Source organism: Bacillus solimangrovi (assembly GCF_001742425.1).
GTDB classification, from domain to species: Bacteria; Bacillota; Bacilli; order Bacillales; family Bacillaceae_N; genus Bacillus_AV; species Bacillus_AV solimangrovi.
This window is the reverse complement of the sequence record NZ_MJEH01000018.1, coordinates 1-24,740: the sequence shown is the minus strand read 5'-3', so window position 1 is coordinate 24,740 and position 24,740 is coordinate 1. Positions and strand designations below refer to the sequence as shown.

General features: G+C 33.2%; 20 protein-coding genes and 2 CRISPR repeat arrays. Of the genes, 5 read left to right on the top strand and 15 right to left on the bottom strand.

What is annotated here, in order from left to right; all coding sequences use genetic code 11:
• Positions 1-71: 71 nt before the first annotated feature.
• Positions 72-494, top strand: coding sequence for a hypothetical protein (locus BFG57_RS07845; protein WP_069716934.1), 423 nt, complete (start codon positions 72-74; stop codon positions 492-494).
• A 198-nt stretch (positions 495-692) separates the two neighbouring features.
• The gene (locus BFG57_RS07840) at positions 693-1,127 is read left to right on the top strand and encodes a hypothetical protein (RefSeq protein WP_139125085.1); all 435 of its coding nucleotides are present in this window, start codon (positions 693-695) and stop codon (positions 1,125-1,127) included.
• A gap of 256 nt (positions 1,128-1,383) precedes the next feature.
• On the opposite strand, the gene BFG57_RS07835 is transcribed toward BFG57_RS07840, so the two are convergent.
• Both BFG57_RS07835 and BFG57_RS07830 read right to left on the bottom strand, forming a co-directional pair.
• Positions 1,384-2,265 (bottom strand): MerR family transcriptional regulator, encoded by an 882-nt coding sequence (locus BFG57_RS07835; protein ID WP_069716932.1) that lies wholly within the window; start codon positions 2,263-2,265, stop codon positions 1,384-1,386.
• Between the two features lie 436 nt (positions 2,266-2,701).
• The gene (locus BFG57_RS07830; RefSeq protein WP_069716931.1) at positions 2,702-3,496 is read right to left on the bottom strand and encodes a DUF1295 domain-containing protein; all 795 of its coding nucleotides are present in this window, start codon (positions 3,494-3,496) and stop codon (positions 2,702-2,704) included.
• Between the two features lie 196 nt (positions 3,497-3,692).
• On the opposite strand from BFG57_RS07830, the gene BFG57_RS07825 reads away from it, so the two are divergent.
• Complete coding sequence (locus BFG57_RS07825; RefSeq protein ID WP_217627920.1) at positions 3,693-4,535, top strand: DegV family protein; 843 nt, start codon at positions 3,693-3,695, stop codon at positions 4,533-4,535.
• 328 nt (positions 4,536-4,863) lie between these two features.
• On the opposite strand, the gene BFG57_RS18865 is transcribed toward BFG57_RS07825, so the two are convergent.
• The 12 genes from BFG57_RS18865 to BFG57_RS18860 all read right to left on the bottom strand — a co-directional run bounded on the left by BFG57_RS18865 (position 4,864) and on the right by BFG57_RS18860 (position 20,708).
• Complete coding sequence (locus tag BFG57_RS18865; RefSeq protein WP_175428297.1) at positions 4,864-5,016, bottom strand: hypothetical protein; 153 nt, start codon at positions 5,014-5,016, stop codon at positions 4,864-4,866.
• Between the two features lie 106 nt (positions 5,017-5,122).
• The gene (locus BFG57_RS07820) at positions 5,123-5,851 is read right to left on the bottom strand and encodes a beta-ketoacyl-[acyl-carrier-protein] synthase family protein (RefSeq protein WP_069716929.1); all 729 of its coding nucleotides are present in this window, start codon (positions 5,849-5,851) and stop codon (positions 5,123-5,125) included.
• Between the two features lie 541 nt (positions 5,852-6,392).
• The gene (locus tag BFG57_RS07815) at positions 6,393-6,716 is read right to left on the bottom strand and encodes a hypothetical protein (RefSeq protein WP_069716928.1); all 324 of its coding nucleotides are present in this window, start codon (positions 6,714-6,716) and stop codon (positions 6,393-6,395) included.
• Positions 6,717-7,267: 551 nt separating this feature from the next.
• A CRISPR array of direct repeats spans positions 7,268-9,521; the repeat unit is 29 nt; unit sequence CTTTATATCTCACTACGTTCATATAAAAC.
• Positions 9,522-9,751: 230 nt separating this feature from the next.
• Positions 9,752-10,015 carry a CRISPR-associated endonuclease Cas2 gene (gene cas2, locus BFG57_RS07810; RefSeq protein WP_069716927.1) on the bottom strand — a complete coding sequence of 88 codons (264 nt, stop codon included), beginning with the start codon at positions 10,013-10,015 and terminating at the stop codon, positions 9,752-9,754.
• Between the two features lie 68 nt (positions 10,016-10,083).
• On the bottom strand, positions 10,084-11,070 hold the full coding sequence (gene cas1b / locus BFG57_RS07805; protein ID WP_069716926.1) for a type I-B CRISPR-associated endonuclease Cas1b: 987 nt from the start codon (positions 11,068-11,070) through the stop codon (positions 10,084-10,086).
• Positions 11,060-11,578: a CRISPR-associated protein Cas4 gene (gene cas4, locus BFG57_RS07800; RefSeq protein WP_069716925.1), complete on the bottom strand. Its 519-nt coding sequence runs from the start codon at positions 11,576-11,578 to the stop codon at positions 11,060-11,062. The genes cas1b and cas4 overlap by 11 nt, the downstream gene beginning before the upstream one ends.
• A 15-nt stretch (positions 11,579-11,593) precedes the next feature.
• Positions 11,594-13,813, bottom strand: coding sequence for a CRISPR-associated helicase/endonuclease Cas3 (locus tag BFG57_RS07795; RefSeq protein ID WP_069716924.1), 2,220 nt, complete (start codon positions 13,811-13,813; stop codon positions 11,594-11,596).
• 57 nt (positions 13,814-13,870) lie between these two features.
• Positions 13,871-14,572: a type I-B CRISPR-associated protein Cas5b gene (gene cas5b, locus BFG57_RS07790; protein WP_069716923.1), complete on the bottom strand. Its 702-nt coding sequence runs from the start codon at positions 14,570-14,572 to the stop codon at positions 13,871-13,873.
• Positions 14,569-15,465 (bottom strand): type I-B CRISPR-associated protein Cas7/Cst2/DevR, encoded by an 897-nt coding sequence (gene cas7i / locus BFG57_RS07785; protein ID WP_069716922.1) that lies wholly within the window; start codon positions 15,463-15,465, stop codon positions 14,569-14,571. Before cas7i ends, cas5b begins: the two co-directional genes overlap by 4 nt.
• Positions 15,465-17,276 (bottom strand): hypothetical protein, encoded by a 1,812-nt coding sequence (locus BFG57_RS07780; protein WP_069716921.1) that lies wholly within the window; start codon positions 17,274-17,276, stop codon positions 15,465-15,467. Before BFG57_RS07780 ends, cas7i begins: the two co-directional genes overlap by 1 nt.
• Complete coding sequence (gene cas6 / locus BFG57_RS07775; protein WP_069716920.1) at positions 17,269-18,009, bottom strand: CRISPR-associated endoribonuclease Cas6; 741 nt, start codon at positions 18,007-18,009, stop codon at positions 17,269-17,271. The genes BFG57_RS07780 and cas6 overlap by 8 nt, the downstream gene beginning before the upstream one ends.
• A 302-nt stretch (positions 18,010-18,311) precedes the next feature.
• Positions 18,312-20,102: direct repeats of the CRISPR family, unit length 29 nt; unit sequence CTTTATATCTCACTACGTTCATATAAAAC.
• Between the two features lie 456 nt (positions 20,103-20,558).
• A complete protein-coding gene (locus BFG57_RS18860; RefSeq protein WP_175428296.1) occupies positions 20,559-20,708 on the bottom strand; it encodes a hypothetical protein in 150 nt (49 codons plus the stop codon).
• Between the two features lie 377 nt (positions 20,709-21,085).
• On the opposite strand from BFG57_RS18860, the gene BFG57_RS07770 reads away from it, so the two are divergent.
• Complete coding sequence (locus BFG57_RS07770; protein ID WP_069716919.1) at positions 21,086-21,547, top strand: DUF6376 family protein; 462 nt, start codon at positions 21,086-21,088, stop codon at positions 21,545-21,547.
• Positions 21,548-22,210: 663 nt separating this feature from the next.
• On the top strand, positions 22,211-22,765 hold the full coding sequence (locus BFG57_RS07765; protein ID WP_069716918.1) for a DJ-1/PfpI family protein: 555 nt from the start codon (positions 22,211-22,213) through the stop codon (positions 22,763-22,765).
• A 296-nt stretch (positions 22,766-23,061) separates the two neighbouring features.
• Here BFG57_RS07765 and BFG57_RS18855 read toward each other — a convergent pair.
• On the bottom strand, positions 23,062-24,740 hold a 1,679-nt coding region (locus BFG57_RS18855; protein ID WP_069716917.1), incomplete at its 5' end, for a carbohydrate-binding protein.

Genomic DNA, 24,740 nt, shown 5'->3' with positions numbered 1-24,740 from the left:
CCCCTCTTTTATCCACTAACAGTTTACAAGTATACTAATTTAGAAACTTTCATTATGAGGAGGGGATTTACTTGACGATTAACACACCATTTTTTCTTTTTTGTGCTTTCGCAATATTAATTCTTATTCCATTAAGTGTTATTCGAGATATAAAGAATAATAAGAAACCAATCGATATATTCACGTCAAACATAGTTTTGTTCGTTATATTATTAGTATCACTAGGAGAAGTATTAAGGTCTATGCTGTCTACGAATGCAATGAATTACTTTAATCAAACACTTTTCCTTCTTATCATTATTGTTGGTGTTATACCAGCTATACTGTTTGTCATCTACTCTATAAAAAGTGACTTTAAAAAATGGAGTGATCCAGATGAATATAAGTATTATTGGTTATACAAGATTCGATACATATTATTGATGTTTCTAACCATTATTTTTATTGTTGCATTATATCGATTTTATCTAATCTACAAAATCGTCTTTACTTAAGACTTTTCTAATCAACCATTACAAGTACTTACGATGAAACGAGCAAGAAATGAATGCAATAAATCGGGAAAATAAGCTCCACTCTTCTTATTTCTCTAACATATTAGACAGTTTAAGAGTATTATTTTACGAGGGGATGACAATTTGAGAAGGAAAAGAAAGTATATTCTGATCATACTTTTACCCATTGTTTTCTTATTGGGTTGGTATATTTATAATGTAAATTATCATTTTGTCGCAAACACTGATTTAGACGATGAGCAAATTGGAAGTATACAGCTTGGCGATTCTTTAACTAATGTACGTTCAACAATTGATGAGAAGTTTGAGACAATAACAAGGGTCAAAGCCCATAAATCTGTAATTTCTAATACTTTTGCGTTTAGTGCTGACCAAACAGATAAAATTATCTATATTCGTTCGGAATCAGAAGAATTTAAAACTGCTAAAGGAATAACGGTAGGAGCAAGTATAGAAGATGTTAGATTGAAATATGGTGACGATTATATTCAAGTGAAGGAAATGGGAATGGGAAATTATAGATTATATGTTGATAGAAAATCAAACACATTACTTCGTTTTTGGTACGATGATGATACAGTAAAACGAATAGTTTATGAATACCTTGATTGATTTCATAAGGTTTTGTGCTAACGATGTCTTTACTTCAACAAGAGTAAGTCTTTTTGTAAAAGAATTTCACCTTATACATAACCTTTATTAGTATTTCATTTTCTCCTCCTCCAAATCATGTAATAGCAATTGTATCGCTTATAATTCAGCTTCAGGAGGAGAAAATGTCTGTGCTACTAGTGCAACAGCAATTATGAGAAGAATAACCAAATGATACGCAAAAGGTTGAATACTGTTTTTGAATTTGTTGTTACTTCTATTTGTCGGGCATGACGTCTTCCTTAAACCATTGTTCCCAGGTTTCCAGCTTATGATCAAGAACCTTATAGTAATCAGATTTCTCTAACTGTTGAGCCCTTTGACCTCCAAGAATAAATTGAATAGATGAATGTTTATCCTTTAAGTTTTTAATAAAAGACATGATCTCTTCATCACCAGTGACACTCGTTATGGACATACAGACAAATTGAATTTGTTGTTCTTCAAAAAGTTCATCTAAACCTTCTTCTGGTGTATTCGGACCCAAATACAATACGCACAAACCATTCTTTCGCAAAAACAAGGTAAACATCATTAAACCAAGATGATGGTGCTCACCTTCAGGACAAAGTGCAACAACCTTTGGTAACTGTGGTTGAATTGGTAAAATATCCATTATTTTATAGCACCTTTGTAACAAGAACTGGGATGCAAAATGTTCTTGAGCAACAGTAATATTGCCTTTTGCCCACTCGTCACCTACCCTTATTGCTAATGGGTAAAAAAGTGTTTCAAAAACCCTCTCGAAATGATATAAAGAAAAACTGTAGTCAACAATTGAATGAGCTTTATCAAGGTTAAAAGAGATTAAAGCGTCAAATAATGGATCTATTATTTCTTGATACTTTTGTTTCATAACGTATTCGACAGACTCTTTTTCTTCTTTGTCAGATAAAAGTTCCACTGCTCGAGAGATCGAAATTCCTTCTTGATCCATTTTTTTCTTTAACCAGATTAGCTTATTTATATCATCCTTAGAGTACATACGATGACCACCTTCAGACCTTGATGAAGGTAATAAACCATACCGACGCTCCCATGCACGAAGTGTAACAGGGGTTACACCCACTTTTTCTGATGCAATTCTAATATTGTACATAGAGTCCTCACACTTTCAATCTTCGTTAGAATATTTTTATAATAATGAACAAGTAAACAATAATATATAAATACTATACAGTAGTTGTACAAAAAGAGAAAGATGAAGAGATATTGAGTTATACAAGAAATAACACAAAATACCCTCACCTCTTTATCATTTCTCATCTATTACTAAGTCTGCATTTTTAAATATTTACTTGTTTGTCTTTATAACAACAACAAATATGTTTTGAACAATTTTTGTTCACCCATCATACAGTATTATCTATACATTCAAACTCAAACATCTCAATTAGAAAATTGAATAATTTTCAAACGATTATAAACCAATAACACTCATTTAAGATTCCATGAGTGTTATTGGTTAGCTTTCATTTTATTAATGAGATTATTTCAAGTTCATTGAATATTATATTGAAATCCCTAAATAATGCTTAACCATTAATCTGCTTTTTAGGGAACCAAGGAATAAACATACTTGTTCTTTTTGCATAAGCTCTGAATTCAGGCTTTTTCATATATTTTCTTTCTAACGGTGGTACACCTGTAACCTTTATCAATAAAAAAGTAAGTAAAGCTGGTGCAGCGACCGCAGTCCAACCTAATGTTACAGAACTTACAATTAGGAAAATCCCCCACCATAACACTGATTCACCAAAATAGTTTGGATGACGAGAATATTTCCAAACTCCTGAAGTTATTATTTTTCCTTCATTACGTTTGTCTTGTTTGAAATTGGATAGTTGCTTGTCTGCAATAACTTCCAATGAAAAACCAATAATCCATATAACAATACCTATATAATCCAGTAAGCCTAAACTACTTCCTGTATCCCATGCATAAACTGCCACAATAGGATAAGATAGCAAAAACATCGCTAATCCCTGAGACATGAACACTCGAATATAACTTGTTAAGCCAACGCTTTTTCCTTGTTCTGTCCACCTTTTCCTCATATTTTTGTAACGATAATCTTCTCCAGTACCTTTATTTCGCAAATATAAATATATAGATAATCTGATTCCCCAAATACTAACTAATGATGTTACGATTATTTGCCTGATGGTGTATTCGTTAGTAAGAAAGAACAGAGTTATCGCAATAAACACAAACCCTCCTCCCCAACCGAAATCAACTACTGATAAATCTTTTTTCAACTGTGCCACTGCCCAAAACAGGGTCATATAAGTAATCACGCATATTAAAGCAACTAATAGAGAATTTAGCATGAATTATCACTCCCTTTAACTTACCTATTTTGAAAACTGAAATTCTAACACACTATAACCTTATCACACGTTGTATAGATTTTGTATAGTTTTGTTTATTATTTGTATAATTTATTTTCCCGTGATAAAGTTCTTTTAAGACCTTAATGTTAGTTCAGCACGATTTCATACAAACTACCAAGAGAGGATGACCACAGTGAAAAAGGTTGCTTGGATAACAGATAGCTCTGCGTACGTACCTGAAAAAGAACGTACACATAAAGACCTATATATTGTTCCAATGAATATTTCATTTGGTAATAAAATTTATAAAGATGGGATAGACATATCCCCAGATGAGTTATATGTGAAGATGGATGAAATGAAGGACATACCCAAAACATCACAGCCTGCATTATCAGATTTTATTGATCTATATACAAAACTAAAACACGATTATGATGAGGCTATTGCAGTTCATATATCAGGTAACTTGAGCGGTACTTATAATGTCAGCAATCTTGCAGCTAAATTAACTAATTTTCCTGTTGAAGTAATAGATTCAAGAATCTTATCTTATCCAATTACAATGATGATTAATAAAGGGATGAAATTACACTCTAATGGAATGGAAGCAAAAGAAATAGCTGATATACTTCGTAAAGAGCATACAAAATATCATAACTACATCTTAGTTGGAAAGTTAGAGCAGCTTTATAAAGGAGGACGTATCAACGGAATTCAAAAAATGATAGGTAGCTTACTTAATATTCATCCAATATTACAGATTAATAATGGAAATGTAGAAATATATAAAAAATCCCGTACAAAAAATAAGGCGATCAATACTATATTGGAGCAATTTTATATTGAAAAACAAAAACACACTATAAAAACAGTTCAGGTACTACATGCTGATGCAATTGATGAGGCAAAATCGATAAGAGATAAATTAGTAAGACAATACGATGATATTGATGTTCTTATCGGTCCAATAAGTCAAACTATAGGGGTCCATGGTGGTAAAGGCAGTCTAACAATGATTTGGAAAGTCGATTAATTTCAATTTTCAGTTAATAAAACTTAGATTATTAGATTCGTTGTCTAAGTTAGTAGCTTGTCTTTTACTACTTGCATCCCCCTTGTTACAACCATTTTCACTTAATTAATTTTTCTAAAAAACTATAGTCTCATCATTACTTTTGTTCATGATACGGAAAACAGTGCGTCCACCTACCTCTATCCCCTGTTTCTTATGGGTTTTAGTGATTTTTGGAATAAACTTTAATTTTTCAACCGAAATATTTCTAAAAAACAAACGTTCATATTCGGTCTAATCACAGATTATTTTAAAATAACAGACCGTTATTAGAATTTCTACTTTCTGATTAAACTACTACTTTTAATAACGATATAAGCTTTATGATGAATGCTAACAAGATCACTGGTAGAGGTAAACAACCTAATGAAGCACAACCAATACAACCATCGAGAACTTCTTTTTCTTCTAATGACGTTTTATTATCCTCGGTATTTGACAACTATGACCCTCCTTATTTATTTGAATAATTTGTGTGTCAATAGTAAAAGGTTATCCTATCTAGGATAACCTTTTACACTATCATATACATAATTTTAGAAATAAGATTATTTATAGCTTTTCAAAAGCTCTTTATAATTACCGTATAGGTCATTCACGAACGTTGGATCTTGTAACATGATCTTTTTGTTCACATCTTGCACTGACATGTTCTCAACATTAATTCCTAATTCTAAAGCATGTACGAAGCTGCGTTTCATTCGTTCAAATTGAACAAGCTCAGATAATTGTTCTGTCGTTTTACCCTTCACTTCAATACCTAAGTCCTTTGCTTCCAAAATAGCATGAACATCACTAATTGCCATTGATTCATTGCTCGTATCAACACCTAACTTTGGTGCAATCTTCAATGCTTTTTTATCATAAGCTTGACTTGCTAACTGTCCTAATTCATCGTACAACTTACCAGCAGTGTTAATACCAAGCTCCTTCGCTTCTTGAATCATTAATTTTTCCGCAAGCTCCCATGTTTCCTTATAAATTTGCTCGAATGACTTATCCTTCACATCCACTCCAATTTGTAGAGCTTGATAATACAAACTAATATCACTAGATACGTCAGCAAATGTTCTTCCAGCTGTAGGTACGCCTAATTCTTTCGCTTCATTCAGAACATCTTCTGGAATCGTTGTATCTTGTTTAAAATCATATTCTACTGTTTCTTGTTGATTCTCAGTAACCTTTTTTTCATTTGCTAACGCATCTGTACTATATAACCCTCCGCCGATAATTGCAGCAGATAATGCCAATGTTCCCATTACTTTAATTGCTTTCATATTTCATTCTCCTCTTCATTTAAATAGAATTTTTTGTTTCTCACCTAGTTAAACGAAAAGAATTGAAAAAGGTTTTATAAATCAAAAATATTTTTAGAGATTCTTTTTTTATAGTTGAAACGCCAAAAGGTTGAACAACCGTCGTGTATATATTCAGCAAAAATCTAGTACCACTACATTACTAAAACAAACAATGACCAATACGAGGTTAGAATGTCACCACAAAACAAATAGCGAGTTATAAAAGATATGTATCTTCTTTTATAACTCGCTATCTGCATAATATGTACGCTGCAACTGGCGGTATTAAGAATTAAGAGAACACTTATAATCGTTAGGGTTGTTAAATAATGTTCTACGTCTAATACACGATAGATGTTTTGCAACACTCTGAAATTGGGATTCTTGTTGTGATAAGAATCTTGTAAACGGTCGAAAAGCATTTCAAATGGGGTTGTAACGTCGAAAACTATTATCCCATTCTTTTTTCAAAATAAGGTATCTGAATATGAGTAAAGCGAACGAAACATTGCTGATTCGCTTAGCGTGGTGGTATTCCAAAAGGGAACAAGACTGGACCTATATAAATAAGTCCTATTAGCAGAATAAGTAGCAAAGATAAGATTAGTGAGACTATGCTTCGAATGATTGAAATTTTATCAGTTTTCTCATCTATCGGAATTCCAATAACCGTTAAAAATAACGATAAAACAAGAACGGGTAAAAGATAATACACCCATGCTCTAATTTTATAATCTTCTATAAGAAAAGACCATAGTATGAAAGCAATTAACGAAGTCAACGAGATTCTGAAAGACCATTTATTTGCTAGACCTTTCACGCATCTCGTATTTTTCCATTCCATAGAAAACCGCCCTTTAAATGCTATTTTAGTAATTTTAACAATAATGACCAAAAATGTAAAAGAGGTTATGTGGACGTTAACTAATTAAAAATGATAGAAGTATTACTATATCTACTGTCCATACACATATTAATTACGAATATTTGGATTTTAGAAATAGGATTAATATGTCAAACTATGTTATAAAAAACCATCTGTATTTACAATGTTATTATTTTGATATACTTAAGTTCTAGAAAAACTGATAATTAGGGAGGGAACTCATAGATATGTACAAATACTTTTTTTATTTTATTTTACTAGCAGTCATTCCTATACCATTAGTGATAGCATACAGACCATTTATTATAATATATTTTGGTATCTTGTTTATTTTTCTCATCATATGGTTTGTAGCTGACTTAACCAAAGATAATAAGTAACACAATAGTTATACTAGATTAATAAGAAGTTGTTTTTATTGCACAATATAAGTGCAGATCCCCTAAAAAACTAATTACAAGCAATAGCTTTCTTCTTGTTCATTATAAAACTCAACAAGTCTATATGTGTTTCTCATCTCACTACGTTCATATAAAACCGCCATAAAATCCAATGTGGTGTTTGTTGTAGTTCCTTCTTTATATCTCACTACGTTCATATAAAACGGATATAAAAAATAAATTTCCGTTTAGTATTCCTTCTTTATATCTCACTACGTTCATATAAAACAAATAAAGTATCTAAAAATATATACTTAACAGACAACTTTATATCTCACTACGTTCATATAAAACGAACTATGTCAGTGATAATAGCTTGACCTAACTTAACTTTATATCTCACTACGTTCATATAAAACGTTGAGCATCATGAAGACAAGCGTGAGCAATACACCTCTTTATATCTCACTACGTTCATATAAAACAGAGTTAAACGATACAGGGGCTTTCCAACGTAAGTACTTTATATCTCACTACGTTCATATAAAACTGGGTTATAGTAACGAAAATGGTCAATTGAATCATCTTTATATCTCACTACGTTCATATAAAACTTTAAAAAACTGTGGTAAGGACGAATAAGGTAAACCGTCTTTATATCTCACTACGTTCATATAAAACAATAACTGTTTTGAAAGAAGATAGAATTTCATGGCTTCTTTATATCTCACTACGTTCATATAAAACAAAACAAAGATAATATTCAGAGAAGATTTTGAACGCCTTTATATCTCACTACGTTCATATAAAACCATGTTTTGGGAACAGAATCTTTAACTATTCCTGACTTTATATCTCACTACGTTCATATAAAACCTCAAAAACGAAACCCTTTTCGTTTCGCCAATTAACTTTATATCTCACTACGTTCATATAAAACGATGATCCAAACAGGGTTGCAACACCAAAAAGTAACCGACTTTATATCTCACTACGTTCATATAAAACACATTTTACGCAATAGGTGCTGGTGGAAGTATTATACTTTATATCTCACTACGTTCATATAAAACCAAGAGATTTCAAAGTCACACATTAAAAAAGGTAAATTCTTTATATCTCACTACGTTCATATAAAACCCAAATTCGTTTTGGGAATATTGCTATCTATTTTGACTTTATATCTCACTACGTTCATATAAAACGTTCGCTCTACGAGGCACACTTTTAAAGTTTACTAACTTTATATCTCACTACGTTCATATAAAACGATTTTAATTTTATTCACCCCATTTAAACAAAATACTTTATATCTCACTACGTTCATATAAAACTCAAATTTTTGCTGAAACAAATAGCATTCCTGTTACCTTTATATCTCACTACGTTCATATAAAACGTTCAAGATGGTCAAACAACATTTACCCTCAATAACTTTATATCTCACTACGTTCATATAAAACCCAAACAATTTCCAAAAAGAGAATTCCCATTCAACATCTTTATATCTCACTACGTTCATATAAAACACGAAATTCAAACTTGGTTCTCCAGTAATCAATCGACTTTATATCTCACTACGTTCATATAAAACTAAGTCCGAAAATCTATCATTTGGAAACTGTCTCGCTTTATATCTCACTACGTTCATATAAAACTAGAGGTTAAAGTTGACGAGGAAGGAGAAGAGAAGCTAGTCTTTATATCTCACTACGTTCATATAAAACGTGAGACATTTATGGTTAATTTGTGCGGTGTTGACTCCTTTATATCTCACTACGTTCATATAAAACTGGTCGCAAAAAAACAAGTTCCTGTTAGATTGCCTGCTTTATATCTCACTACGTTCATATAAAACGAAAAACCTCTTTTCTTGTGACTTGATTCATTCACCTTTATATCTCACTACGTTCATATAAAACCGGAAGTGCGATAGGGTATTGCAATTTTTCATGGTGTGCTTTATATCTCACTACGTTCATATAAAACATTTAATGTTATTCAAAGAGTATGCTGATTGTTTCAACTTTATATCTCACTACGTTCATATAAAACCATTTTGAGAAAAGGGGTATTTTATGTGTACACTACTTTATATCTCACTACGTTCATATAAAACAAGTATGGTAAATCTGATGTGCAAGAAATACGATCTACTTTATATCTCACTACGTTCATATAAAACAGAGGCGATTGCAAACAGTAAGAGACGCTAGAAATCTTTATATCTCACTACGTTCATATAAAACGAAAATGAATCAAATGTTGCTTTTAATGGAACTTCTTTCTTTATATCTCACTACGTTCATATAAAACAAAAACCGCCCTCCGGCACACACTTTTAAGTTTATCAACTTTATATCTCACTACGTTCATATAAAACCCCAAAAATCAAAACGCCACAAAACCCTGTCACATCAACGTTTGTTAAAACTATTGATGTGACAATATTCATTGATTTTGCAGTAGATCGGTAGTTCTGTATTCTGAACAATACATAAATACGGATCTATCCCTTGTGTATCAAGGGAATGAGTGGTTTTTCTTTAAAAATAGATCCACTGCAAACCTCTAGTTTATCTAATTTAATTCTACAACATTTCCCAGAAGAAATCACAAAAAGATATCAAATGCATTCTTTTCTTGACCATAGACGATCTTGTTTATATTTTTAGGATTAGCAATTTGGTATAGATAAATGGAGTCTTCCTCCTTATTGATTATGTTATTCAATTCGGCTAAACATTGCTGGAGTTTTCCTTTAGTAATCTCACCTTCAAAAACTGAGTTTTGAGTCCAATCAAGATATTTACGTAGCTTTTTACAAACCTTACCTACCCTCTTTTCGCCCACATCATATGTAATGATGACAAACATAATTTACCACCTCGAATTAATAGATTTATTGCAACAATTATCAAAATGCCACTAAAGAACGAACATGTTTACCACCACGCCTTTAGCGGTTTATATTCTTCATCGTCAATTACATGTTTGATTAACTTATAACATTCTAGTCGGATCAAAAGTCTATATGATGTTTTTCGTTTTAGACCTCGATGCATAACGGTTGTCTTCATCCTCTTTTCAAAAGCTGTTATGAATTGTTTCTTTCCTTCCTCATTGAGGTAACAAACTTCCCCCTCAAGATAATCAAAGTGTTTGTTTGAAATACTTCGTTTGTTAATGAGTGAAACTATCAAAGGATCGATGATCAATGGTTTAAAGATTTCAGCTAGGTCTAAACTTAATGAAAATCGCTTTGTTGAAGGTTCGTGAAGAAAGCTAATGGTAGGATTTAATGCTGTACGATATATTTCAGATAGAACGGCTCGATACATCATCATATTGCCGAACGAAATTAGTGCATTAATAGGGTCACGAGGTGGCTTCTTTTCTCTTTTTTCGAACACAAAGTCTTGCTTTATCATCACGTTAAATGCTTGGTAGTAGTGCTTGCGAATTCGTCCTTCTGTGCCCATCAACTCTGGTATAGTTTTTGATTCTTTTAACTTTTGTGCTTCTTGTTCAATCTTTGAAATCGTTTCAGATAAATGCTCTTTATGTCTTCGTAAGTTCCTTAACATATGATGAACAGCACCTTGTAACATACTTTCTGCGAGATACATGCGTTTGTCATGATCACTATAATGATTGCTTTGTTGAACGATTACTAAACCAGATTTTTGCTTCTCTTTCGGATAAAAGGTGCCAGCGTAAAATCCATAGTAATTGTAAATATGCAAGCAAATATCATACTGACTAAGATAATTTAATAATTTTGTATTAAAATCAACCTCACCGAATATATGAAGGTTTCGAAGTTTTTCTATTGGAAGGGCTGTCTGTTCTTCTTTATCATTTTGAAAGTAAATCGTGTTATGTTTTCGTTTCATACGACCATTCGAAAAAATATAGTGATCACGCATCATCATCGCTCACCTCAATTGAATAGCAAAATGAATAATAGGCACATTTTCTGCAATACGGAAGCTTGATAACAGAAGGTGGAGAAGGTAAGTTACGAACTCCATGCACTTCTGTTATTGCTTGTTCTATTTCTTTCTTTTCTTCGTCACCTAAAAGGATTTCTTCGGTTCTTCTTTCCTTTGTGTAACTAATTAGCCCTTTCTTCTGAATTCCTCTCAAATTTAATTGATATAAATAATAGAGCATTTGCAAACGATCTGCTTTTGTCATACGGCTTGATAATTTTACCTCACGTACATATTCACCATCAATCATGTCAATCTTAAATGCGTTATCAATCAAAACTTCACGTGAGTCTAAGCGTTTATACGCATTCTCATGTAACACTTGACCTTCTAAAACTCTATCCGATTCATTCTCCATTGAAATATTATGCGTATATAACCATAACTTTCGTTTACACAAAGCAAGGTAGTGAAGGTCTATTCCCCCGATTGTTTTGTCCTGCATTTCTTCCCCTCCTTTTTAACTAAAAGGATCAATTTCTTTAGTAAGTTCAATACCTATTTCTTTCGAATATTTACACTCAATCACATATAATTCCTTTAGCGATGAAGGTACTCCTGATTGATTCAATAGTTCTTTGGCTAAGTAAGGGTTAACACCCACCGAATATTTATCAATTTCCCTTTTTAGTTTCCGACGTTCATCTTTTACCTTAGTTTCGTAATACTGTTCAAATAGACTTTGAACTTCTTGTTTATTAAATATTGATCTTGGAATGACTTGTACTTGTTGAATATCACGAAGAAGCTGTTGAGCATCTTTACTGTCTATTTCATAAGGAGGCATGTTTTTTAATTCTAATAATGTTTTCTCGAATTCTTGCTTAAATTTCGTTCCTTTTAACTCATTCTCATCATATAAGTTTTCGATCAATGCCATCTTTTCAGATTCAAGAAGCACTCTGTTATTGGCAGTTTGAATGAGCTGAACACTTCTTAAATAAATATCAGGATGGTAAACTTTGTTATCTCCTATTCCTGTTACATCCTCAGTAAAGATATGAATGTTAACCTTCTCGACTGATTTCAATCCTTTACGATTGCAACGCCCAAATCGTTGAAATTGACTATCTAAAGTAGACATTTCGGTGTATAACTCATCAAAGTCAATATCTAAGCTTGCTTCTACTAGCTGTGTTGTTATCCATATTCCATTTGCACCTTCAGATGATGCAAAGTCCAAAATTTTTGTTTCTTTATCCATACGATCTTTTCGGATAAACATGGAATGTAATAAGTTAGTCGAATCAGGAGCTAACGCACTTATTGCATGATAAACCTCTTTCGCCCTCTTAACAGTATTGCAAATCACTAATATTTTTTTATTCAAACCGTTTTTTACAATTCCTTCTGCCTGATCAAGAATAGATTGTTGATGAATTTGAATGTGGTGACGCTGTGTTGTGTCGTCAAAAAACTTACCTTGTACAATTGGTGTCTGACTTTTGATTAATTGTTTTTCGATTGCATTTAAGTAGAGAGTTGGCATAGTAGCCGTCATAATCATAAACCTTCCCCCTACTTTATCAATTAGTTCTAGAGCACGGATGATGAGAGCTGCAATTTTCGGATTATAGGATTGCATTTCATCAATTACAATCTTCACTCCTGCAAGAGTAGCTAACTCCTTTTCAAATCCTCTATAAAAGAAAGGGAATTTGAGAATTTGATCGATAGTGGAGATGATGAGTTTGTTTGCAAATTGGCGTGATTGAGCGTACACAACTTCAAGGTTGCTTTCATTTCCACCCTCTTGTTCATATAAGTAATCTAGACTCGTAGAATGAAGTAAGCCAATTGCCTCTTCGTCTTTACCTTCTGATCTACTAGAAAAGGCGATTCCTTCTGGATCACGAATTCGTTTATACATTGCATTAATACTCACACGTAATGGTAGTGTTAAAAAAGCCTTATCTTGATTAATCCATAGTAAGCCTGCCTCTGTTTTCCCCATACCTGTTTGAGCAATAGCAATAACATGTTTGTCTTCATTACTTTCAGCGAATTGTTGCAATTCATTCTTATTTCCACCGAACTGTTTAGTAATAAATCGATTGACATATTCACCGACAAAATAATCTGTCGCCAGTTCAATCGGGACGTGAGCAGATGCAGAGTGATCGAGACGATGCAACAAACCTTTAATCATGACATAACGGAAAAATAAATCACCGGTTGATGGCGTAATCCTTTTATTTAACCAATCAATTGCTTTCTTCTTAGGTTTTGAAGCTAATTCAACTTCGGATTGAGCTTGAACCTCATCAAGAATAGGTAAAAAATTTTGTCGATAGACCTCTACTAATTTTTCTTTATTTGGTGCTTCTTTTCTTTCATGATGATACCCGATTGCATGTGCTAACAGACGACAATCTACATCTGATAACGCTAATTTTTTATATGGAATCGTTAATACAGAGAGGTAATTATGTTGGACTACATAAGAAGAATATTGCTTTAACAATGGCTCTTTTAAATATGTTCGAATCTTATTTTGGAAGACTGCCTCAGCTTTACCAATATCATGATACTTCACAGCTAATAATAAAATCTCCCAATCATTTGAGGATACATAACTATATTTCTCTTTATTTAGTTGATAGATGTGATCATAGCGTTTAAGCAACTCATTCGTATGTTCTTTAATCGTTTCTTTCGGGTTAGACTTGGCATAAAACATTCTAATCACGTCCTATAGATAATTGAAAAAGGTCAGGAAGATGCTCCTGACCTTTGATTAATCATGGAAAAACACTACTCTTCCTTCATCGTCTACATATAAGTTTTCTTGATCAGCTTCAATTGTAGTACCACTTTGCATATATCCAACTTCCAGTTTGTCCCAAACCCTTACATTCTGAATAATACGGTATGTCCAATTTAGACGTAATGGCATATACGAATCTCCAGAGTGGATAAAAGACTTAGGTACATATGCGTTTAAAGTTAGATCTACATCATCTTCTGGCTCTTCAAGATGAACGATTTCACATTCATCCACCCGTACAAGATCTTCATGCCTTCCTAAACTGATGTGATTATCCGTTGAATAGAAGGCTTCTTTCAAATCGTAAAGTACCTGTTCCTCAGCTTGAACATAGATAACCAGTTGCACATGATACAGCATGTGCATATAGATCGGCATCGTTGTAATATCAGAATAATCTCGACTAACGGCAAGTCCATCTGTCGTTAGAGCAAATTCATTTGTATGATTCTTTTTAAAAAAGTAATGTGTTTGATAATCGCTAATAATCGTATCGTAGTTACCTTGAATGCACAGTTTCATCGGTATAAATGATTTGGCATTTAACAATGCATGCAGCATCCCCTTTACCGTTGAAAAAGGAGGAAGTGGATAAGACTCCGCTACTTTAAATGCATGTGGTTTTTTATAACAAGCTGTTTCTTGAAATAATTTCAAGCGAAGAGCTTTCATGAATGGACAACTCCAAAGTGCTGTGCAACACTTTCCTTCATTAATTCGAAGAATTGTTCGACACTAACCGCATTGCTCCCACCTAGTTGCACTAATTCTTCCTCGTTTCCAAATATCCCTTTTATAAATCCGATATAAGTTTGCTCTGAAATTGGCTGTCCAGCAAATGATGCTTCAAGTGAACTTTGTAAAATATCTGTTTGAATTTGCCAGTCTTTCACTTGTTGCCTTAACTGTACTCTCCCTAAGAAGAATGGGTTCGCCACATCATACACGCCTCCAACTACAAACAAAGGAGAAAGTGTTTCTTGGCGACCTCGAATATTTCGGTTTAACAACTTAATAATATCTAATAGTTGATGAATACGTTCGATACGTGTACCATTTCCAAGGTCTAGTTCCCCGTCAATACCAACCTTATCTAGATCCATTGTCACCGTATAACTATATAGACTTTCATGGTGTTCGATATTAGCTAGATTAGGGTTGTCATCTATTCGTGCAGCTAAACCCATGTTATTTAGAAATTCCATATCACTTCGATAAGGTTCTAAGGAAACGGCATGAGAAAGACGAGCAACAGCTGGACGTTTTTCTGATTTTTTCCCAGTCTTTAAATAACCGAACAAATCCATTTCAGTAGAATCATTAATCGTTACATTTTCCCTAAACTGTACTGTACCTTTCGCTTTATCTACCGTATCTAAGTTCCAATCAAACCATTCATTACCTAGTCGAACAATATCATAACGAATACTTTGACGAGATGAGAATGTGTGAACATCTCCATTCCCTCTATGAATCTTCTTTAACTCTGATATATTCGCAATTCCTTCCCCATAATTTAATGAATCAGCTTTAAAAACAACTGTAAATGTTAATGCTTTCCCCATTATTGATTCCCCCTATTTTCAACTTCTTTTCTATCTTCACCTAATAAACCAGCTAGAAATGCACCTGATATTGTTTCAAAATCAAGTCCTTCCTTATCTTTCAAAGTATCAAGAAAAATTGAAGATACTTGTTTCCCAGCGGCTACATGTAAACGAAATACGGTGTCGAGAAAAGCATGTTTGTTTCCTGCTTTAGTTGAGTTTAAAAGGCGATAGGCAATTCCTTCGATTTTCTTTCTGCCAGAAGCTCGATATGGTCCTTCTTCTCCTTTTTCGTTACGACTTCTCACCATAACATCTCTTAATTCTTTACCTTGAGAATAGGCAACAAATACTCTCTTATCTCGATTATCTAGCTTTTCCACATCGTCCACCCCATTTTTCATAAGCGTTAATCTATATCGTTCTTGTACTGCAATAAAAGCTCCATACGCGTGTCTAGGTGAAGCGATTGCTTCCCTCAAATATGAAAAAACAGTTTGTTTTGGATCAATTCCTTTTAGAATAGAACGAACAAAATTATCTCTGTGCTCTAATATTTGAAGATTTTTAATCACATTACCTTTAGATTGAAAGTATTTTGAGACATATGTTGGCATGTGGTAATAATCTAGTAGTGTCTTTTTTGTTTTATAGCTCGAATATAATTCAACAAAAAGATATGACTCCGCTGACCGCTTACTTTTTTCTTTTGCATCTTCTAATAATCCAAAAATAACCTTGTCAAATGAGCTTCCTGTTTGGCGTAAAGCTTGATAGCGATAATTAACATTTACGTTATCTTCGAATAAATCATCTTTCATGACCAATCCAGAAAAACGTAAGTATTCCGTGCTTTGACCGACACCAAACTTCCTTTGATAAAAGGCTAATCCAGCAGGAATCATGAATAACGTTAACCTTGCTAATGCACTCATAGGTACAGGTTCTTTCTTATTAAAATCCCAATAGAAATTACTAGCTTTATCTACAGAAACTCCTAATGGCGAAAACATCATTTCCTCATAAGACATCGTTGAATACAGTCCATCAACAAAAGAACAAGGCAGGATTTCATTTTTGAAATACGATTGTATTTCTTCCACCGTCTTCAACTTCTTTATTTGACGAAACCATGTATTGAATGGTTTGTACTCTTTATTAGCTTCTAGAAATTGAAGAATCTCCTTCGCATCGGTTGCATTTTGTAATCGTTCTTGGAACTGAAGCTCTAATTCAACTGGTTTTACATAGTCAATGTACATTTTTTCAATATGTTGTTCTTTCGTTAAGGAATTACATGCTGCTTGTAAAAAAGAAGGTTGACCAAAGAATGGAGAGATAATAACAGCTTTGGCATAGTTCAGTGTTAATTTGTTGTTGATTTCTGGGGTGCTCAAGATCATCTGGAAGGTGTTAATAGACTCTCTTAGCTCATCTAAAAGATCAACTGATTTTAATTTCTTCATTTGCTCTATTAACTGTTTAAAATCATGATGCTCTTTACTTTCAGGGAAGTATTTTTCTACTTTCTTAAACTGTTCTTTCATCACTTTCAGAATTTCTTTATGAGCATCTTTATAACGCTCTGAGTTATGAGTTGCTTTATTTAATTGACGTGTCAGCCGTTCAGTGTCACGTATTGCTACGTCATATGTTTCAATGAAATAGTCAAAATAGTTTTTTGATAATGAAGAAAGTTGCTCTGAGTATAAACGAATACCTGTTGGAATAATTTCTAATTCGTCTTCTCCATATATCCTCTTTAAACCAATCAAGCCTGCGGTCATCATCCAATCTTCCGCATGAAGATCGATATGCGAACTAGCCAACTACTTCACCCCGCTCCATTTCAACATCAAGCAATCCGAAGCCATAGGACCTACTCTTTGACGAACCATTCTGATAAAGACACATCAAATCATCTGGATGACCCTCTAACATTAAGTAACCTTTATAAGCAGTGAAATATATCTTTTGGGAGTTATCCCCTGAATCTATTAATTTGCTGTTTGATTCTTTTATGACAACCTTTTTCATACTTAAAGGGGTTACTTTGATACGCTTATGTAAGCTTCTATTTAACATATTTTCTACAACTAAGTTTGAATAGTAATTAAATTCTTTCTCATAATCTTTATCTGTAGGTGAAAGTGGTTTACCATCTTTTGATTCAATTAGTAGAGGTGAAAGAGTTTTGAACAAAACTTTCTCAGAAGAAATCGGATGTTCATTTAATACACGCACATTTTCTCGTGTCCATTTAAATTCTTTATATCTAATAGTTTTAATTTTCTGAATTCCATTGTGAAAATGGAACATAAACTCAAAATCACTTGAACTTACAATCATATTAAAACCTGAAACTTTGATGATATCATCTTGGAAGGAGAAATCTTTGAGGTAAACTGCATAGCCAAATGGCTTCATTTTATTGTTCGATTCAAATATACGTTTAAAATAACTTTCATCAGATTGAGAGAGGGCTTCTTTCACGATACTTAACATGCCCATTCGGTAATAAAGTGGCAAACAATCACCGCTAAAGGAAATTTGAATTCTCATCTATTCATCCCCATTTTAATAGTTCTAATTAGCTACATTTCTCTGTACAATACTAAACTTGAATAACAATATAATTATCACACCCTACCTATTATTAGTTTGAAGTGGTGCATACTATGATGTCCACATCTCACTACGTTCAAATTAAATGTTCTTCTCAATACTTAGTTACCGTTATAGCATATCTTTATATCTCACTACGATTTTACATTTGTTACCATTATAGCATATAGGAGTAAAACACATTGCTAGAATTGTTAAAATTTAGTGAACTTGTTAATGTACTATTTAAGAAATTATGCTTTTATTTCTCACTATGTTCATATAAAACTAAGACAATATAGTCTATAAATATTTGCCGTTGTTCCTTTATATCTCACTACGTTCATATAAAACCAAGGTTCCCCTTATCTAATATTGAGCAACATCAAACTTTATATCTCACTACGTTCATATAAAACCAGTTAATTCTTGATGTAAACTAGCGTCACAAATACACTTTATATCTCACTACGTTCATATAAAACGTTAATAATTTTGAAGATGAATTGTATCAAGAAATATCTTTATATCTCACTACGTTCATATAAAACTTGATCCGTTGAGCTGTTTCTTTACCTTTTACATACTTTATATCTCACTACGTTCATATAAAACTCAACAGGTTTCTCGTAAGTGACGTTTTGTATAAACTTTATATCTCACTACGTTCATATAAAACGTATGGACTTCATATGTTCTGCGGAGAGCAAGGCAGCTTTATATCTCACTACGTTCATATAAAACTGTATGAGGTTAGTCTTGCTCAAGTACGAATAAATGCCTTTATATCTCACTACGTTCATATAAAACGTTTCTGTAATCATAAAATCACCTAATAGACGATTTTCTTTATATCTCACTACGTTCATATAAAACGCTGAAACGGTCTAGGATACCAGTCGTCTCTTCTTGCTTTATATCTCACTACGTTCATATAAAACAAAAGCGCCCTACGGACCACACTTTTAAGTTTAACAACTTTATATCTCACTACGTTCATATAAAACACGTGAAGTATTCAGCTTATCAGTACCTCAAATGTTCTTTATATCTCACTACGTTCATATAAAACTCCCGCAGGAGGAACGACGAGGACAGTTGTTTACAACTTTATATCTCACTACGTTCATATAAAACGGAAATGGAAGAAGTCGAAGTCGTAAACGATTTTGGCTTTATATCTCACTACGTTCATATAAAACTATTACCACGAGTTTCGAAATTTGATGCTTTTGCTTTTGCTTTATATCTCACTACGTTCATATAAAACCCAGAAAACCGTAGTAGCATTGTTAAAGGCTCCCATCTTTATATCTCACTACGTTCATATAAAACTAACAAGAGCAAACATGAAGAAGAGCTTTCCTTTCCTTTATATCTCACTACGTTCATATAAAACTCAAGCAGATTGGGACGCTTTGGTTCAAAATACGTCTTTATATCTCACTATGTTCATATAAAACGCAGTTTTACCTACACCAGCATTTCCAGTTACCACTCTTTATATCTCACTACGTTCATATAAAACGCGGCAGCGGTGGAAGTTGGTGCAGGTGCTTATGTGTCTTTATATCTCACTACGTTCATATAAAACTTATCGTTTTGAAGTAGTAAATGCAAGCAACGATCAACTTTATATCTCACTACGTTCATATAAAACTTGGAGAGTTTGATATTGAAGTCGATTATGTTACTCTCTTTATATCTCACTACGTTCATATAAAACAGAAGGGAAAAAAGGTATACGCAAATTATCCCTTGCACTTTATATCTCACTACGTTCATATAAAACTGTTCGTATTAGAAAGCAGTTAGATTACGTTATTCACTTTATATCTCACTACGTTCATATAAAACGTTTACGATACTATCTGATACACCTGCTTATAGTGGCTTTATATCTCACTACGTTCATATAAAACGGTTTTGGTGATGTGAATCCACCAACAGCACCTACCTTTATATCTCACTACGTTCATATAAAACGCTTGACTATAATTTTGTGGCTAAAAAATATAATGACTTTATATCTCACTACGTTCATATAAAACCCCGAAAATCACAATTACTCAAAGCCTTGATACATAAAGCTTTGAACCAATTCCCAATGTATCTACTTTCATTGATTTTGCAGTAGATCGGAGGTTATGTTTTTAGAATTACTCAGAAACAACTCTCAATCCCTTTCATACCAAGAAGTTGAACCAATCTACCTATAAAATAGATCTACTGCAATTTCGCATTACTTTTAACTAACACTCAGCTATATATCATTAATAGTCATGATGTATACCTAAGTTGTTCACAAAACTTTATAGTAATTTTGCTCACTTATATTATGTAAATACTACCAACTAAAACAAAGAAATACAACATCATTTCAATAAGTATACATGAGAGTTGATGTATTAATGGTTGTTTGCCTTTGAAGTATAATTGAATTTTTAGCTCTGTTAGAATTCTGTGCTGATATTGAGTTTATATGAACAAATTTCTTAAGTTTGAACTCAGACCTCAATTAACTTTAACAATGCAAAACTACGCTTTTCTTGCACAACTGCGTTATGTTTCATAATATGGACGAAGCCATCAAAATATGGTGGTGATGACAAAGAGAGTAACCGATATCCTGTAAGCCATTCAAAATCTAAATTCATCAGAGAATTGTCACTTAAAAATAATGTAAACAGATACTTTTACTGCATAATCCTCAATTGGAACGGAAAAATTCGCACAATAGTTCCTTATCACATGCAAAGCGTAACTAAAGTACAACAATATTTTGGCGTTTCAAATAAGTCTCTAAACAATTATCTTTCTTGGATCCAAGTGTTTGAGAGAACTCATTATCAGCGAAATGAAGTCACAATAACTATAAGTTACAAAAAGGAAATTAATTCAAAATAAAGCAACATATGATACACTTAATCTATCTAAGTTTACGGTATAAAAATTTTCTTTTTATTCAACTAATAAGCAGTTATGTTTAAAAAATAGCTTAGGTTGTTATGAAGAATAATGTTGAGGTGTGTTGATGAGAAAAACAGTTTCTTTATTACTTGTTTTACTATTAATAGTAGGTTGTACGAATGAAAATGTCCCTACCAAGGATTATTTTGTAGGTACAGAGGAATACCTACATGAAATCAATAGCTTTAAAAAAGATATTCCTGAACTTGTTCAAAATAGTGAGAGTGATTTGTCGAAGATCAACCTTATTCAAGATAGAGTTGAGAAAATGAAAGAAGAGATCGAGTTCTTCAATAGTTTAGTTCCCCCTGAAAACTTAAAAAGAATGCATGACGTCGCCATTACATACAATATTTATTTTACACAATCACTAGAATATTCCTTGGAAGAAATGAAAAAAGAGAATTTAGTCTCCGAACGTGCAAAGATTCTTCTAATTGGGCGTCCTATCACTAACGTTCAAAATAATTTAACTAATCATATAAAACTGTTCATTCTTGAAGAACAAATTAAAGATGGTGAATGACATTTCATTTAGGAAATTGCGTAAATATCAAGTAAATTTGTTTAGTATCCTATTAAGCAAAAACTAACCATCAGTGGAGGTTTTTCTTAATCCCCTACTGATAGTTAGTTGAACCAGCTTGGTCAAAACTGACACTTGCTACCGCAATGATATTGCCCAGTTTTCCCAACCTATAATAAGTTGAAGAAGGACTTGTTGCGATTGTTGACATGTAATAAGTGACCCTTTATACCTATCCTCTCTTACCTCGCATCGTATTCACTAATGATAGACACATTTTCCCACTCAAAATTAACATACTTATTGTTGCAATTAACAAAATACCTATAATAACAATCACGTTTTATCACCACACTTTCATAAGTATGTTTTTTGATACAATAATAAATGTTGATTAGAAATCATTCATTTATTAATTTATGATTTGTATTCAAATTTTTACCGAATTAATTAAGAAAATAATACCAATTAATGAAAATAAATACAATAGAATCCGCACTCCTACTAATACTAATTTATGATTATTTTGAAAATTATGCTAAAATGAAATAGATTTGCTATGCTAACTTATAAAGGGGATGATCTTATGGGATTTGATATTACTATAGAAGAAAACGTTGTTGGTACGTGTCTTAGTTAATATTTTTTAAGGGGATGTCTCATATGAAAGCATTATTTTTGTTATACGATGGATATGTAGAGTGGGAAATCAGTACGTTATCTTACATTTTACAGCTTACGAATGTTGAAATTAGTACTACTGCAATAAATGAAGAAGTTACTCATAAGGGAAACTTCAAAGTGAAGGTTGATTTTAAGGTTGAGGACTGCCATGCTGACGATTTTGATATTTTAATTATTCCTGGTGGAGATCCAGCAGAAATGATTAAGGAAGAGAAGTTTTTGAGCTTAATTCAGCAATTTAATGAGAAGAAGAAATGGATTGCGGCAATTTGTGGCGCTCCAACATTCTTAGGCGCTGCGGATGTTTTAAGAGAAAGAAAGTATTCATCTTCAATAGGAGATGAATTTGATCACTATTTAAACTTGCAATATAAGAGTGAAACCGACGTAACCGTATGTGAGAACTTAATTACAGCTGAAGGAAATGCATATGTTGAATTTGCTGTAGCAGTAGGAAAACAGTTAACTATTTTCAAAGATAGAGAAGATGAATTAGAGACGGTGTTATATTTCAAAAATCAACTTAGAGGCTAACATTTATTCGTTATACTGCTCAAATCATTGATCCTACTGAGCTATCAACACATTTGGAAAATCAAGGAACACTAGATGTTTTGATTGCACGACGAGGAACTTCTGGCGTAATATTTCGTGAACAATAGTAGCAAATATTAGTTACATTACATTATCATTCGTTCTTTTACATGTTGTCATTTACTATCGTAGCGGTAGAACGCAATTACGCTTAAAAAATATATCTTTTATACAACATTCAAAAGCCTTGTTACACTTTAATGTAACAAGGCTTTTATTATAAAACGAATTAATTGTTAGTTCGTAAACTCATACCACGGTGAATCATATGCTAATTCTCCTTTAATATACGTGTAATAGAAGTCAATTGAATCCCCTTCTTGGACTCCTTTTACAGTGAATTCCCATTTCTCACCGTTTTTTATTGTTTTTACATTTTGTTGTATATCACCATTCACCTTGTATCGTAGGTCTACTAATGTTGTTGTTTCAGTTGGGCTGAAGATAAACGTAACACTTGTTGATTCATCCTTCACGATGTTAACAGTATAATCATCCGCTTCAATCATACTATTCTCATTATCATCTGTTATTTCGTTCGTTGGATCTGTCGGTTGTTCTGTTGTTGGTTCTTCAGGCTGCTCTGTTGTTGGTTCTTCTGGTTGTTCCGTACTTGGTTCTTCAGGCTGCTCTGTTGTTGGCTCTTCGGGTTGTTCCGTACTTGGTTCTTCAGGTTGTTCTGTTGTTGGTTCTTCGGGTTGTTCAGGCGTAGCTTCTTGCGTAAAGCTAAACCAATTCAAATTCCCAATTCCCTCTTGCGTTTCACCTTTGAATACGACATATAAGTCATGAATGTCTGTCGCATTTGAGATAGTTGCTTGTTTTGTTTCCCACTCTTCCCAGCCACCTGTATTTGAAAGATCGATAGTACCGATTAATTCGCCGTCCTTACTATCAAGTCTTAGCTCAATTGTACCTCCTTCTGTTGCACTAGCAATTCTCGCTTCAACACCTGTTGCTCCATTTCCAAAATCAACACCGTTAAAGACTAAATAATCTTCATTATCAAGCCAGCCTACGTATAGACCACCATCAACATCACTCGTCTCTTCGGTTTCAATGCCACTCATCTCAGTGTATTGCTCTGCTTCGATTCTTTCGAATGCATCGAATCCTGATTGTTGATCATTCGGTTCTTCTGTAGGTTGTTCAACAGAATCTGTTGAACCATTACTAACACTATATTCATGTGGCTGAACCGTTACTTTCACACCATCAGAGAATGTTACAGTTTTCTCTGAATCCGTCATGTTGTAGACGACATACGTTTTCTCATTGCCCTTTGTAAAGACTGCGTATATTGGGTAATCAGCTGTTATTGAAGAATCAGCATTTCCTAACGCATTCAAGTTATGAATCCAATGATACGTATTCGCTTTTGTATTCCCACCTTCAGGGACAAAAACGTTTTCTCTTGCGTTAAACTTTCGAATTGCATCTTCAGGATTCTCGATCGCTCGGTACATCCACATGATATCTTCCCATGCATCCCAATTCTCGCCACCATTTTCAGCGACTAATGCGTCGTAATTACGTTTCGTATAATCTGGATATTGTGTTAAATAGAGTGATGCGCCTGTAATTGGTAACCAGTTAATCCCGTGAACCTCCTCTGGGTTATTCGTCCACCATACTGCATCACCAACTGTTTTTCCACCCCAAACCATACTTGCTGTCTCACGATTGAAACCAGAGGCGTGATTCTCACCAGATACGTCGAACCAATATTCATTAATGGCGTTCATTTCAGTCGTAAATAAATAGATACCTAGATCACGAAGCTCCTTATTGTCTGTCGCTTCTCCCCAAAGAATGATACCTGCCCACGCATTCATTGCTTCAGATGATGATTCATTGTTATTACCATCAAAGAATTTTGCATGACCAGATGCCCACGTATGACCCGCATACATAT

Excerpts from the sequence above, each read along its gene's own strand:
- BFG57_RS07835 (WP_069716932.1), bottom strand. The coding sequence starts at position 2,265 with ATGTACAATATTAGAATTGCATCAGAAAAAGTGGGTGTAACCCCTGTT.
- BFG57_RS07830 (WP_069716931.1), bottom strand. The coding sequence starts at position 3,496 with ATGCTAAATTCTCTATTAGTTGCTTTAATATGCGTGATTACTTATATG.
- BFG57_RS07820 (WP_069716929.1), bottom strand. The coding sequence starts at position 5,851 with ATGAAAGCAATTAAAGTAATGGGAACATTGGCATTATCTGCTGCAATT.
- BFG57_RS07815 (WP_069716928.1), bottom strand. The coding sequence starts at position 6,716 with ATGGAATGGAAAAATACGAGATGCGTGAAAGGTCTAGCAAATAAATGG.
- cas2 (WP_069716927.1), bottom strand. The coding sequence starts at position 10,015 with ATGTTTGTCATCATTACATATGATGTGGGCGAAAAGAGGGTAGGTAAG.
- cas1b (WP_069716926.1), bottom strand. The coding sequence starts at position 11,070 with ATGATGCGTGATCACTATATTTTTTCGAATGGTCGTATGAAACGAAAA.
- cas4 (WP_069716925.1), bottom strand. The coding sequence starts at position 11,578 with ATGCAGGACAAAACAATCGGGGGAATAGACCTTCACTACCTTGCTTTG.
- BFG57_RS07795 (WP_069716924.1), bottom strand. The coding sequence starts at position 13,813 with ATGTTTTATGCCAAGTCTAACCCGAAAGAAACGATTAAAGAACATACG.
- cas5b (WP_069716923.1), bottom strand. The coding sequence starts at position 14,572 with ATGAAAGCTCTTCGCTTGAAATTATTTCAAGAAACAGCTTGTTATAAA.
- cas7i (WP_069716922.1), bottom strand. The coding sequence starts at position 15,465 with ATGGGGAAAGCATTAACATTTACAGTTGTTTTTAAAGCTGATTCATTA.
- cas6 (WP_069716920.1), bottom strand. The coding sequence starts at position 18,009 with ATGAGAATTCAAATTTCCTTTAGCGGTGATTGTTTGCCACTTTATTAC.
- BFG57_RS18860 (WP_175428296.1), bottom strand. The coding sequence starts at position 20,708 with ATGAATTTAGATTTTGAATGGCTTACAGGATATCGGTTACTCTCTTTG.
- BFG57_RS07770 (WP_069716919.1), top strand. The coding sequence starts at position 21,086 with ATGAGAAAAACAGTTTCTTTATTACTTGTTTTACTATTAATAGTAGGT.
- BFG57_RS07765 (WP_069716918.1), top strand. The coding sequence starts at position 22,211 with ATGAAAGCATTATTTTTGTTATACGATGGATATGTAGAGTGGGAAATC.